Origin of the sequence: uncultured Senegalimassilia sp. (genome assembly GCF_934630535.1) — a bacterium.
Classification (GTDB): Bacteria; Actinomycetota; Coriobacteriia; order Coriobacteriales; family Eggerthellaceae; genus Senegalimassilia.
On record NZ_CAKTVU010000002.1, the window covers coordinates 147,647 to 161,377 of the forward strand.

Consider the following 13,731-nt stretch of genomic DNA (forward strand, 5'->3'; position numbering starts at 1 on the left):
GTTCAATTTAAAGTTCAATTCTATGTTGAACTGAATTTTGAACCTGCAAGTTTGAACTTTGAACGAAAGGAACGGCATGGATCAGAACGCGTTTGCCGAACAACTGAAGATTGCCATGGATACCGCCGGCATGAAGCAGGCAGATTTGATCCATGCAGCGCAAGAAGAAGGTCATAAACTCTGGAAAAGCCAGGTCAGCCAGTATGTTAGCGGCAAGACCATCCCCCGCCCCGACGTAATGCAACTGCTTGCTGAACTATTGAACGTCACTCCTGAGTGGCTGGGTGGCGAGGAGTCTGCGCCTATGACTCCTCCTGAACATGAACCTTCTGAGCCTGAACCACATGTTCATGAGGTTCAAAACGATTTTGAACCTTCCAATACTAATGAACCTGCTGTGTCTGATGATCAAGGGAGCGTACCTATGCGTCAGTTCAAGAAATCCTCGAAGCTTGATAACGTTCTGTACGATGTTCGTGGTCCGGTTGTGGACGAAGCTGCTCGCATGGAGTCCCAGGGCATGCGCATTTTGAAATTGAACATCGGCAACCCTGCCCCGTTCGGGTTCCGCACGCCCGACGAGGTGGTTCAGGACATGCGACATCAGCTTCCCGATTGCGAGGGTTACAGCGATTCGAAGGGCTTGTTCAGCGCGCGCAAGGCCATCATGCAGTACTCTCAGATCAAGGGCCTTCCTAACGTAGACATGGACAGCATCTACACCGGCAACGGCGTCAGCGAGCTCATTAACCTGTGCATGCAGGCGCTGCTCGACACCGGCGACGAGATCCTTATCCCCAGCCCCGACTATCCGCTGTGGACGGCTTGCGCCACCCTTGCCGGCGGCACGCCCGTTCACTACATCTGCGACGAGCAGGCTGAGTGGTATCCCGATATCGACGATATCGAGCGCAAGATCACGCCGCGCACGAAGGCCATCGTCATCATCAACCCCAACAACCCCACCGGCGCGCTGTATCCGCGCGAGGTGCTGCAGCAGATCGTCGATGTGGCTCGCAAACATCAGCTGATGATCCTGTCCGATGAGATTTACGACCGCTTGGTCATGGACGATCTTGAGCACATCTCCATCGCAAGCCTTGCTCCCGACCTGTTCTGCATCACCTTCTCGGGTCTTTCGAAGTCGCACATGATTGCCGGCTATCGCATCGGCTGGATGGTGCTGTCCGGCGAAAAATACTGCGCGCAGGACTTCATCTTGGGCCTGAACATGTTGTCGAATATGCGCTTGTGCTCCAACGTGCCGGCGCAGTCCATCGTCCAGACCGCTCTGTGGGGCCATCAGAGCGTGCGCAACTACGTGGTGCCCGGAGGCCGCGTCTGCGAGCAGCGCGATTACGTGTACAAGGCGCTCAACGACATCCCCGGCATCACCGCCGTCAAACCCCGTGCGGCTTTCTACATCTTCCCGAAGATCGACGTGAAGAAGTTCAACATCACCAACGACGAGCAGTTCGCGCTCGACCTGCTGCACGAGAAGAAGATCCTGCTGGTTCCCGGCAAGGGCTTCAACTGGGGTTCGCCCGACCACTTCCGCGTGGTATACCTGCCGCGTATCGAGGTGCTCTCCGAAGCCATGAGCCAGCTCGGTGACTTCCTCTCGCACTACCGCCAAGCGTAACGGGTTTAGGAGGCGCGCATGAGCAGGAGGCAGTCCCCTGCTCACGTATCAGGGTCGTCCAACCGCTGCTGCGCGGTCGCCTACCGCATGACAGGGGCTCTGTCCCGTCAAACGTTTTTGAGGCGTTTAGAGATTTCAAAGCATTACTTATCAGATATGGGAAGAGGGGCCCGAGCCCCTCTTCCCATATGGTGCCAAGCTATACAGGGACTTATTTCAGCTGATGCTGATGCGCAAAATGCACCTTGCTTCGATGCGGAGTCAATTCAAAGCAAGCTGTTCTCACGGCAACGAGACATCTAGCTCATGTCCCTTGCATTAAGAAACCTCAAAGAACCCTCACCTTTCGCCCGTATGCAGCCGAATCGCGCCGCCGCCTACTGCACTTCGGAGCGATAGGCTGCTATCTCGTCGAGGAAGGCTTTACCGTACTTCTCGAGCTTCTTCATGCCTACGCCGCTGACATCCATGAACTCGTCCTCGGTTTCGGGCATGCGAGCGCACATATCGCGCAACGAGGCATCGCCGAAGACCATATAGGGAGCCAGTCCGCCTTCGACCGCCAGCCGTTTACGCAACGCACGCAGCCTTTCGAACAGATCCTGGTCGTATGCTGCATCGGGACCGCTTGCCGTACCCGACCCACCGAACGAGCGACCGCCGGCAACGCCCAGCTTGCGCTGCGGTTGTCGCAGCATCTGCTTCATCTGCAATCGAAAATCAGGCGCTGCCGCTTCCCGGAAGCGAGTCCCAAACCCCACTACGGGGAACTGGCCATCCGATATCTCCAAGTACTCGCCCGCCACAAGCAGCTCGATGACCTCTTTCAGCTGCACTTGCGACATGCTGACGGAGTTGAGGCACCTCGCCTGCGCAAGGCCGAACTGCTCAAGGCGCTCCATGTTCGTGCCGCGCAGCACATCAACCACCACGCCTTTGCCGAACCTTCCGCGCAACTCCTGCACGCAACGCATGACAGCACGCGCCTCGGCGGTAACGTCCACCGCCCTGAACCCGCCCTCGCAGTTCGAGCAGTTATTGCACGAGCCATTGTCCTGCTGCGCCACGGACTCATCGCCGAAGTAACGCAACATGTAGCCGCGCAGGCATTCGCACGTCAGGCAATAGCCCTCCATGGCCGCCAGCATACGACGCCTAGCCGCGCGGGCAACCTCAGCTTCCTCGGGGCTCATGCTTTCGTTGCCGCTGTCCTGTTCAAGGAAGAACCTGCACGTGGACAGATCGCCATCGCTCCAGTAGAGCATGCACTCGCTTGCAAGCCCGTCGCGTCCCGCGCGGCCCGCTTCCTGATAATAAGCCTCAATGCTTGCAGGCATGTTGTAGTGAATGACGTAACGCACGTTTGATTTATCGATACCCATGCCGAACGCGTTCGTTGCCACGATGACCGCAGCATCATCGTTGATCCATGCCTGCTGATTGGCTTTGCGCTCCTCCTTACCCAATCCGGCGTGATAGCGCGTTGCCTTCACGCCGGACTGCACCAAGTGTTCGCGCACCTTCTCGACATTCTTACGCGTATTGCAATACACCACGCCCGAGTCCTCGGGATGCGCCTTCGCATACGTTGTGATGCGGTTCAGCTTTTTATTCGGCTCTAGGCGCTCCACGGAAAAGTGGAGGTTTGGCCGGTCGAAACCGGTGACCGCTTGATAGGGGTCCCGCAATCCCAAAAGGCGCACGATGTCGGCGCGAACGCGCTCCGTTGCCGTTGCGGTGAGTGCGGCAACAGCGGGACGCGCGGGAAGCTGCTCGAGGAACTTGCCGATGCGCAGATACGACGGGCGAAAATCCTGGCCCCATTGCGATACGCAATGCGCTTCGTCTACCGCGACCAGCGGAATGGGCGCCTGCGAGGCGAACTCCACAAAGCGCGGGTCCTCCAAACGCTCGGGCGCAACATAGAGCAGGTCGAACTCCCCCGCCAGGGCACGCGCCATGATCGAGCCCTGCTGAGACGGGGTAAGCGTGGAGTTCAGATATGCCGCCTGAATGCCAGCATCCTGCAAGCTGCGCACCTGATCGCCCATCAGCGACACCAACGGGCTTATAACCAACGCAAGGCCGCTCATGACAACGCCCGGTATCTGATAGCACACCGACTTGCCGGCGCCGGTAGGCATGACCGCAAGCGCATCGCGACCTGCGAGCAAAGCCTGCACCACGCCCTGCTGGCCCGGCCTGAAATCCTTGTAGCCGAAATGCATTTCCAGCGCCAAGCGCGCCTGCTCTATAGGTACCGACACGGCAAACCTTTCCCTAACAACAAGTTCCACTATGCGCGAAGCGCAAACGCAAATCTCAATGCAGATGCAATGCAAACGCAAATGCGCGATTGCATGCATGATTACATCACCACAATCCTGCAAGTTGATTGCGGCTTGCAACAGCTTCGGAGACTGTCCAGAAGCGTTTCATCCGGTAAAACGCTACGACAAACGTCTAGATGATAATCCCGTTGCAGTGATCTATTTCATGCTGAATTATCTGCGCGGTAAAGCCACTGAAGCTTTTCTGGCAGGTTTTGAACGATTCGTCCTGATACGACACACGAATCTTGCGATACCGCTGGCATGGCCGTTGCCCCACAAGAGACAAGCACCCTTCCTCAGTGGAATACTCGCTTGAGGCATGCACGATTTCGGGATTGAACATGAGCTTGGCTGTACCGTTGTCATCGAACACGATGATGCGCTTGCGCACGCCGATCATGTTCGCCGCCATTCCCACGCACTCATGGGCGTGTGCTTCAAGCGTGTCGAGCAAATCCTGCCCAACAGGCGCGTCCTTGATGGTTGCGGCCTCCGATGGCATGGCCAAGAACAGTTCGTTTCGCATAATCGGTCTGATCATCGGGCGCTCGTGCCTCCTTCATGGATATGGGCAGGTGGGTTGCGAATACGCGAAAAGGGGTTTCGCTGCACCTACTGTACCATGCGAAACCCCCGCGTTCAAGAAAAATCGAACGTTTGTTTTATTGTGTTTTCACACCGTTTGAACTGCGGAAACAGTAGAACAATCCGCAAAACCCTGCTAAATTAGCGCATTATCAACAGGTTGGCTGCCCTCATTTGGCAAGCAATTAGACCGAAAAGCGCAAGCCATAAAAAGCAGCATATCCCAGCAAACCGCCCACCGCCTTAAGCACGCGGCTTTCAGAGGCACGTTCGCGCCAAAGCACGATGCGCACCCCGTTGCGCAGGACTTATCGCGGCAAGAACTTGTCCAGTTCGCGATCGAGCTCGGGAAGATGCTTCACATGCAGGCTGTCGGCGAATTTGCCGCGGACCATGACGCGTCGCACGTTGCGCAGCGCCTCCAGGTCATCAAGCGGGTTCGCGTCCAACACGATCATGTCGGCCGATTTCCCCACTTCAATCGAACCCGTCTCGTCGCCAAGCCCGATGATGCTCGCATTGCCCAGCGTTGCCGTATGCAACGCAAGTTGACGGCTTGCGCCCACGATGCGCTCGAAGTACACCAGCTCGCGCCACATATCGTATTGCGTGACGTAGGGGCATGCCGAATCGGTACCCAGGCCAACGGGAATCCCCTGATCCAGGGCCTGTTTCGCGGCCGACACGATGCCGTCGAAGACGATGCGCCCGTTGACCACCTGGATCTCGGTGGAATGGGTCATCTCAGGCGGCAGCTTGATAAATGGTAGCGCCGGGGAGACGGTGCAGGTCAGCGAGCTTTTACGACCCACGCCGTTCTCGCGGAACAGCGCCAGCAGCTCGTCGTCCAAAACGCCGCCGTGCTCGATGGTGTCCACGCCCGCTTCCAGACCAACGCGAACGCCCTCGGTGCTCTCGATATGCGCCGCAGTATGCATACCCAGCTTGTGAGCCTCGTCCACAGCAGCCGCCGCGATCTCGGGCGACATGCGCAGCACGCCCGGCTCGCCCTCCTTCTCGGCATCGAACACGCCGCCGGTGATGAACAGCTTTACCAGGTCGCACTTGTGAGCGAAGCAGTCACGCACGATTTCACGCGCCTGATCAGGCGTTTCGGCGATATGAGCGAACAGTCCCGCGCCGTGACCGCCCGGTACCGTCACGCCCACGCCCGACGTGACCAGGCGCGGACCCTGGTACTTGCCAGCATTGATGGCATCGCGCACCCACACATCGGCAAACCCCGGATCGCCGACGCTGCGCACCGTGGTGACGCCGCTGGCAAGCTGCTGCTGAGCATGCTTGCGCAGCGTGCGATGCAGATACCAACGCCCGACGGGGTTGGCAACCACCTTCTCGATAAGATCGCCCGCCGCGCCGGCGCTGGTGGGCTTGCCGCTGCCGCACAGATGCACGTGCAGGTTGACCAGGCCCGGCATCAAATATGCACCCTTCAGATCAACTTCCTGCGCACCCGCAGGACCCACCGTGGAGGCAGCGGGTCCGACCGCGCTGATGCGACCGTTATCGTCCACGGCTACGGTCATATTCTCCTGCGGCTGCATATCGCGCGTGCCGTCGAGCAGCGTTGCATGCGTGAATACATAAGACATGGCAATCCCCTTCATTCGCCTGCGCCGATGCCTGGGCACGGCACGGAATCAATGGTTCGAGCCTACCAAGAACTCGGCGAATCGTCCAGGGAAAATACCCACATGAGGAAAATTAGTCTGGGGGCAGAAGGAGGAGCCTCGGGCAACCCGGTTCGCACGGAATGCAAAACGGAAGCCGCCCATCTGGGGAATTATCGCATTTGCAAGGCCCAAGAGACTGCTACCCGCCAAAGAGACAAGGTTTCCCAGTCATTCCTATAGCTTCCCAACAGAAGAGATCTTCCCAATCCCGCAAGGTCCAGCAGACAGCTTTCGGTGTAGCGGACAAGGGTTCTGCAAGATGGCGACGCCATACTGAAACTAGGCGATGAGGCGGCCGGATTTATGCGGGCCATGTCATGGGAGACGCTCCTGACCTGCTGCTTCACTCCCCATCGCCTCTTCTCCTTTTTGGAACGGGCGGGCTCCTCGCAAACTCTGGGCCTGCCCGCCACAAGCAAGCAGACCGACAGGAAGCGCAAAATGCCCGGCACGCCGACACGCGCAGATGCCCCGAATCTGCGTCACCCAATCGTCTAACCGTTCCAACAAGAACGCACCAGGAGACGCGAATGCACACACCAAGCCGAAACGCTTCACCGCAACAAACAGCGAGCCGCCCCGCAGGACGGCTCGCTGCAATCATCTTAGGGACCTGCCTATGCCTTCGATGTCTGGTAAGCCTCAACCAGCCTCTTCGTCACATCGGCGGGCGCGGGGTCGTAGCCCTCCAGCTCGATATAGTAGCTGCCGGAGCCGCGCGTCATAGCGCGCAGGTCCTTGGTGTAGCTGATGACCTCGGCATACGGCACGCGTACCATAATGACCGTCTCACCCTCGTCGGTAGAGTCGGTGCCCACGATGCGCCCGCGGCGCGTGGCGATGTCGCCCATGACGGTGCCGGCATATTCCTCGGTGACCACGATATCCATGGTCGCCATGGGCTCAAGCAGAATGGCACCTGCCTGCTCGCATGCCGCACGGAAGCCGATACGCGCAGCGGTCTTGAACGCCATTTCATTGGAGTCAACCGAATGGTACGAACCATCGAACACGGCGCACTTGATATCGACCATGGGATAGCCCGCCAAGAAGCCCTCGGCCATAGCTTCCTGAACACCCTTGTCAACCGCGGGGATCAAGCCGCCGGGAATGGCGCCGCCCTTGACCTCGTCAGCAAACTCATAGCCCTCGCCGGGATTAGGACTGATGCGCAGCCAGCAATCGCCGAATTGGCCGGCGCCGCCAGTCTGCTTCTTATGGCGTCCCTGCGCTTCGGCGGTCTTCGTGATGGTCTCGCGATACGGGATGCGCACGGGAACCAACCGCGCCTCCACCTTCGCCTGCTCCTTCATACGCGCAAGCAGCGTTTCCACCTGGGCTTCGCCCATTGCCGTGACGATGGTCTGGTGCGTCTGCTCGTTGCGGGCGACGCGCAGCGTGGGATCATTCTCGACCGCGCGCGTAAGGAAGGTGCCGACCTTATCCTCTTCCTTCTTGTTCGCCGCCTCGATGGCGACGGGGTATTGCGGCACGGGCAGCGGCAGCGGGTCGATGGACATCGTGCCCGATTGCGACAGGGTGTCGCCGGCACGCGTGTCGGTAAGTTTGGGCACCACGATGATGTCGCCGGCCTTCGCCGACTTCACGTCCGTAGCCTCCTTGCCCATCATCACGTACAGATGACCCAAGCGGTCCTTCTTGCCCGTGCGAGCATTGATCAGCTCCATGCTCGGCGTGAGCACGCCGCTGATCAGCTTCAAGTAGCTCAAACGTCCCACGAACGGGTCGGCAACGGTCTTGAAGACGAACGCCGCCGGCTCGCCGCTCTCGTCCACGAACGTCTCCTCGCCATTTGCAAGACGGAAGGCGCCATGATGACGTGGATGCGGGAAGTAGGTGCAGATGTCCTTCATCACGCAGCGGATGCCCTGCTCGATGATGGTGGAGCCCACGTACACGGGGATGAACAGCTCCTGCGCGATGGCCTTGTCGAGCAGGCTTTCAAGCTCCTCCTGCGTCAGCTGCTCGGAACCGTCCAGGTATTTCATCATCAGCTCGTCATCAGCCTCGGCAACCAAGTCGCACAGGCGGTCGCGCGCGATCTGCGCCGCCTCGGCATACTCGGCCGGGATATCCTCGATGCGGTCATCGGTGGTGCCGTCCTGATCGAAGTAGCGGGCCTTCATGCGCAGCACGTCGATGACTCCCTTGAAGTCCTCGGCAACGCCGATGGGGATGGTGACCGGACCCAAACGGCTTCCGAAGCGCGCGTGCAGCTGCGCCATGATGGTGTCGAAGTTCGCGTGCTCGCGGTCGATATGGTTGATGAACACGGCGCGCGACAGGCGCATGCCCTCGGCCTCGCGCCACAGCTTCGTGGTCATGACCTGGGGGCCCGCAACGGCATCCACAACGAACAGCGCCATTTCGGCGGCCTGCATGGTGGCAAGCGTATCGCCGATGAAGTCGGGGTGGCCCGAAGTGTCAAGCAGGTTGATCTTGTAGTCATGATACGGAATGGGCGCGACGGACGTGCCCAGGGTGAACTTGCGGCGAATCTCCTCCTGATCGTAATCAAGATAGGATTTGCCATCGTGGGTGGTGCCCATGCGCGGCGTGCGGCCCGAGACGTGCAGCATAGCCTCGGCGAGCGAGGTTTTGCCGGCGCCATCTTGGCCCACCAACACGATGTTTCGGACATGTTCGGTAGCAGGAGCTGCCATACGATCACCTTCCCCTTTAAAAGGCGTCGCGCCCGTTTCGCCAACTCGATTCAAGCGCGGGACGCAGTCGAACCAAACGGTTGGAGCACTACCGATAGTGTAGCGTAAAAAAGCGAACGAACCGGCAAAACGCCTGATGATGGATACGCCCCGGGGCGTGCAGGAAAGGCAGGAGGCGGCAAGCCGCAACGCTGCAGGGAAAACAGAAGCCCCGAGGGCATTACGGGGAAGATCAACCGAAGGCAAGCCGGAGCGCTGAGGGGAGAGGAACCGGAAACCAAGGCATTGCGGGGGGCAGAGCTACCGGCAAGCAGAGACGTGGCGAAGGAGATGGATAGCCGGCAAGCAGCAGTGCAACATGTGGTGAACTCGTTACGCATTGGTGACAGCGCAGACGTGCGCAGGCGCACGGCTCCCGCAACGCGATACCCTACGAACAGCGGAACGCGGCTGCTAGGCCCGTCCCGCACAACGCTCACCCCGCGCCGCCCCGTGCGGCGCTACGCATAAGGAGCAGCTCATGGCGTTCCCGAAACATCCCATCATCGATGTAACCCCCGTTGACGCAACGCGCGGAGCCGCTTCCGCCGCGCAAACCGCTGCGGAGCCCTTCACGCCGCCCTCGTTCGGCAAGCGCGTCGGGAAGGTGGACAACCAGCCGCTGCACACCACGTTCGTCGACGGCCGCGGAAACCCCGTTCGCAACCAAAGCGAGGCCGCCGCTGCCGCATCGCGCCTGACTGGCGCGGCACAAACCGTGGCAGGCGCCGCCGTCATGGCGGTGGGCGTGCCCATGCTCATATTGCCCGGGCCCGGCGTGCTCGCTATCGGCGCCGGCGCCGCCATAGCGGCCGGCGGCATCAAGAAGATCCGCAACGGGAAGTAGCGCAGGGATGGCGGCAAGTTCCCGCCTTTTCCAAGCCTCTCAAACCGAAAGCCCGTGTATCACCCTATCGCGATACACGGGCTTTCGCATCCCTAGGGCGCAAGCTGCAGAACCGCAGCGCTCCGCCCGCAACCGCCCTGGCCGCAATCTTCCGCCAGATATCAGGCAAAACGGCTACTAGGCCGCAGACCAGACCGCGGCGTGTCCAGGCTTGCTACGCCGTCTCCCCCGCTGCCGCAACCTTCTGACAACCCGAGATCACCGCCGTGCACACAATGGCCACGACGAGCACCGCCGCACCGGCAACGGTGGGGATCATCCAGCTGGGCACATCGTCCTGTCCAACGGAGCCCTGCAGGTCAATGGCGGAGCCGGGCGCATTCGCCGGCTCCGACACGTTGACCTGCACGGTTGCGAAATCGCTCTGCCACTGGCTCGACGGCGAGGTCACGGTGATGGTGGCGCTGCCGGCGGAATGGCCCGTGACCACCAGCGTGTCGCCGCTTACATACGCCGTGGCAACATCGCTGTTGGAAGACTGCACCGAAACCTCGGGGTCCTCGGAGCCATATGCAGCATGACTCGTGACGACGCCTGCGCGCCGACCGCTGGCATCGAAGCGCGCATAGCCCGCCGTAGTGACGCCGTCGGAGGTGCGTGCCTGCGAGCATTTCACCATGCCGCGTCCAAGCGTTTTGCTATCCGACCAGGGGTTTACCGCGATGCTCGTTTGCGAGCTCGAACCCGCTTCCACGCTTAAGCTCGAACTGCCGACGCACACGCCCGCCGTGCCGGAGCCGCAATAGGCAGATGCCTTCGACAGCGGCACGAGCGCCGCTACAAGCGTCAGCGTGACCGCGCACGCGATAAACGCCGCACATGGGCGGCGTTTCCCTTTGATATTCGCACTCTGCATTGCGTTCTCTGCCTTCCCGTTATCTCTCATCCTTCGCATATGCCGCCGCTTGCGCCTTGCTCTGGCGCTTCATCGCGAACGCGGCAACGCCCGCAAGCTCTACCGAGTGCACCTGCACGTCAGGCGAAACGCCGCTGCGCACAGCGCCGCATGCAGCCCTTTCGCCTTTCCGCTATTACCCACCGAAAGCTCCTGCGCGTTGCGCGGCCTTCGTCTGTTGGGCACGTATGTCCGCGCACATGCAGCGTTTCGGCTGCCTGTGCGCGGAAACACGCGCCGACGGCGGGGCGGCCGAAGCCACCTGGCACGTCGATGCCGACGCAGCACGCACGTTGCTGGACGGCGTTGCCCCTTATGGCAGGACAGCAGAAGCGATCCTCGGCCATCGGGCTTTCATAGGTGTACGTATCATTGGTGTAACGCCGGTAACGCCATCGATCCAAACTTGCAGCATGTCATCCATAGTGGCGCCGGCATAGGGCCTTTGGTACTCGGCAAAAGCACTATCGCCGGCATGCAACGAAAAGTCAATCTTTTTAACAGGATTTTAATCAACGCTGACGAAAGTGGTCACATATCTCGTCCCTGCCGACCTTCATGCCAGGTCGATGTTATCGCTCGCGGGCATTGATACCGCGAAGCCCGGGATGTCCCGGCCGAACGGGATGGCGGGCGCACCTCCGCTCAACGGCTTCGCAACGCGAAGGCAACGCTCGGGCTTTCCCCATTGCAACCCGCCTTCGCAGGCGTACCATTCCTTTCATGCAGAGGCAAAACGCCCCGAAGGAGCAAGCGCGAGCGCGAGCCCGCGCATCAACGTTGAACGGAGGCACGTATGTGCACGGCGATTCGATTCACCGACCCTGACGGAAACCTGTATTTCGGCCGCAACCTGGACTGGGCGTACGGCTACGGCGAAACCATCACGTTCACGCCGCGCAACCATCCTGCGAACACGGGGCATCGCGCGGTGCTGGGCATGGCCATCGCATCGGAGGGGTATCCGCTATACTTCGACTGCGCCAATGAGAACGGCCTGGTCATCGCCGGCCTGAACTTCCCCGGATACGCATACTTCCCCGACGATGTGCGCCCGGGAACCACGGCCGTAGCCCCGTACGAGTTCCCCTTGTGGGTCACCTCGAACTTCGACAACGTCGACGACGTCGAGGCGGCGCTGGCCGGCATCACGCTGGTGAACAAGGGTTTCGGCGACTTCCCCATCAGCATGCTGCACTGGATCATCGCCGACGCCAGCGGCTGCATCGTCGTGGAGTCCACAGCCGAAGGCCTGCAGGTGATGCGCGACCCCGCCGACGTGCTGGCCAATCAGCCGGGGCTTGCGTGGCATCTGGAGAACCTGCGCAGCTACATGAACGTCACCCCCGGCGCGCCTAGCTCCGTGACGTGGGCGAACGCAACGCTGACGCCCTACGGCGCCGGTGCGGGCATGCGCGGGCTGCCCGGCGACGTGTACTCGCCATCGCGCTTCGTGCGCGCCGCGTACCTGAACGCGCATCATGCACCGAAGGACACCGAGACCGGCAACGTGGCGCGCGTGTTCCGCACGCTCGGCGGCGTGGCCATGGTGGAGGGAAGCGCGCAGATGAACGACGGCGCAAACGAGTTCACCGTGTTCACCAGCGCCTATTCCGCACGCGAGGGCCGCTACTACTTCAACACCTACGAAAACCCCGCCTATACCACCGCCGCATTCAAGGACTTCGACCTCGACGCCGCCGAGGTCCAGCAGCTGCAGTAGGCGCACCCGCCCGCCCGAAGCGTCCGGCGCAAACTCGCTGTGAAAGCCGCAGCCCAAAATGTATAAAGCAGGGTTTGCTTGACGAAGCGTTGCATATGTCACGCAGCAGGTGCTAATTGGCTGCTGCGTTGACGCGTTGTGCTATCATCCCTTCAGGACGAGTGACGCTCCCGGGTATCTGGGAGCACAACAAGAAAGAAGGAATCATGGCAGAAGAGTGCTCGCACGAGTGCGGCAGCTGCGGTGTATCGGGATGCGGCGATCGCACCGCCGCCGGCCCCACCAAGCTTGAGACGAACAAGCGCAGCAACGTCAAGCACGTCATCGGCGTCGTCTCCGGCAAGGGCGGCGTCGGCAAGTCCCTGGTCACCAGCCTGCTTGCCAGCGAAATGAACAAGCGCGGCAACAAGGTGGGCATCCTGGACGCCGACATCACCGGTCCTTCCATCCCGAAGACCTTCGGCATCACCAACCCGCTGACCGCCGACGCCGACGGCATCCTGCCCGGCCAGACGCAAACGGGCATCAAGGTCATGTCCACCAACCTCATGCTTCCCAAGGGCGACCTGCCCGTGGCATGGCGCGGCCCGGTGGTGTCCAACGCCATCCGCCAGTTCTGGAGCGAGACGAACTGGGGCGACATCGACTACCTGTTCGTCGACATGCCTCCGGGAACCTCCGACGTGCTGCTGACCGTGTTCCAGTCGCTGCCCGTCGACGGCATCGTCACCGTATCCGCTCCGCAGGAGCTGGTGGCCATGATCGTGGGCAAGGCGGTCAACCTTGCGCATGACATGGACGTCGAGGTGCTGGGCCTGGTGGAGAACATGGCGTACTTCAAGTGCGACGACTGCGGCAAGGAGCACCACATCTTCGGCGAGCCGCAGGGCGCCGAGGTTGCCGAGCGCTACAACATCCCCGCCTACACCACCCTGCCCATCGACCCGAAGTTCGCGCGCCTGTGCGACGAAGGCAAGGTCGAGGAATACGACGTGGAAGGCAAGCTGGACGTCATCATCGACAAGATCGTCGAAGCCGCCGAAAAGCAGGACGAGAAAGCAGCCGAATAACGGCAACTCCGCCACAAGCCTCTAGATTGCGAAAGCCCGCGAACCCTTTGGAGTTCGCGGGCTTTCTTCATACACGAACAGGGGACGGAGGCGCGTTCATGCAACCGTAAGCCCCAATCCCGGATCTCTCCTTGCAGCCCGGACGAACACCCCTCCTTC

The 13,731-nt window shown here is 60.7% G+C and carries 9 protein-coding genes; 4 read left to right on the forward strand and 5 right to left on the reverse strand.

The genetic code is table 11. The annotated features are described in order from the left end of the window. Positions 1–76: 76 nt before the first annotated feature. Positions 77–1,642, forward strand: a complete 1,566-nt coding sequence (locus Q0D52_RS02210; RefSeq protein ID WP_294379893.1) for an aminotransferase class I/II-fold pyridoxal phosphate-dependent enzyme — start codon at positions 77–79, stop codon at positions 1,640–1,642. A gap of 377 nt (positions 1,643–2,019) precedes the next feature. Here Q0D52_RS02210 and recQ read toward each other — a convergent pair whose 3' ends face one another. The 4 genes from recQ to Q0D52_RS02230 all read right to left on the reverse strand — a co-directional run bounded on the left by recQ (position 2,020) and on the right by Q0D52_RS02230 (position 8,938). Continuing rightward, positions 2,020–3,909 carry a DNA helicase RecQ gene (gene recQ, locus Q0D52_RS02215; protein ID WP_294379894.1) on the reverse strand — a complete coding sequence of 630 codons (1,890 nt, stop codon included), beginning with the start codon at positions 3,907–3,909 and terminating at the stop codon, positions 2,020–2,022. A gap of 196 nt (positions 3,910–4,105) precedes the next feature. After that, on the reverse strand, positions 4,106–4,516 hold the full coding sequence (locus Q0D52_RS02220; protein WP_294379895.1) for a peptide deformylase: 411 nt from the start codon (positions 4,514–4,516) through the stop codon (positions 4,106–4,108). A gap of 352 nt (positions 4,517–4,868) precedes the next feature. Beyond that, positions 4,869–6,173 (reverse strand): amidohydrolase family protein, encoded by a 1,305-nt coding sequence (locus Q0D52_RS02225; protein ID WP_294379896.1) that lies wholly within the window; start codon positions 6,171–6,173, stop codon positions 4,869–4,871. Positions 6,174–6,871: 698 nt separating this feature from the next. Continuing rightward, positions 6,872–8,938 carry a translation factor GTPase family protein gene (locus tag Q0D52_RS02230; RefSeq protein ID WP_294379897.1) on the reverse strand — a complete coding sequence of 689 codons (2,067 nt, stop codon included), beginning with the start codon at positions 8,936–8,938 and terminating at the stop codon, positions 6,872–6,874. 520 nt (positions 8,939–9,458) lie between these two features. Between Q0D52_RS02230 and Q0D52_RS02235 the strand changes: the two genes are divergently transcribed. Next, a complete protein-coding gene (locus Q0D52_RS02235; protein WP_294379898.1) occupies positions 9,459–9,824 on the forward strand; it encodes a hypothetical protein in 366 nt (121 codons plus the stop codon). Positions 9,825–10,038: 214 nt separating this feature from the next. Here Q0D52_RS02235 and Q0D52_RS02240 read toward each other — a convergent pair whose 3' ends face one another. Then, complete coding sequence (locus Q0D52_RS02240; RefSeq protein WP_294379899.1) at positions 10,039–10,740, reverse strand: Ig-like domain-containing protein; 702 nt, start codon at positions 10,738–10,740, stop codon at positions 10,039–10,041. A gap of 835 nt (positions 10,741–11,575) precedes the next feature. Between Q0D52_RS02240 and bsh the strand changes: the two genes are divergently transcribed. Next, on the forward strand, positions 11,576–12,502 hold the full coding sequence (gene bsh / locus Q0D52_RS02245; RefSeq protein WP_294379900.1) for a choloylglycine hydrolase: 927 nt from the start codon (positions 11,576–11,578) through the stop codon (positions 12,500–12,502). A 206-nt stretch (positions 12,503–12,708) separates the two neighbouring features. Further along, the gene (locus Q0D52_RS02250) at positions 12,709–13,572 is read left to right on the forward strand and encodes an Mrp/NBP35 family ATP-binding protein (protein WP_294379901.1); all 864 of its coding nucleotides are present in this window, start codon (positions 12,709–12,711) and stop codon (positions 13,570–13,572) included. Positions 13,573–13,731: the final 159 nt, after the last annotated feature.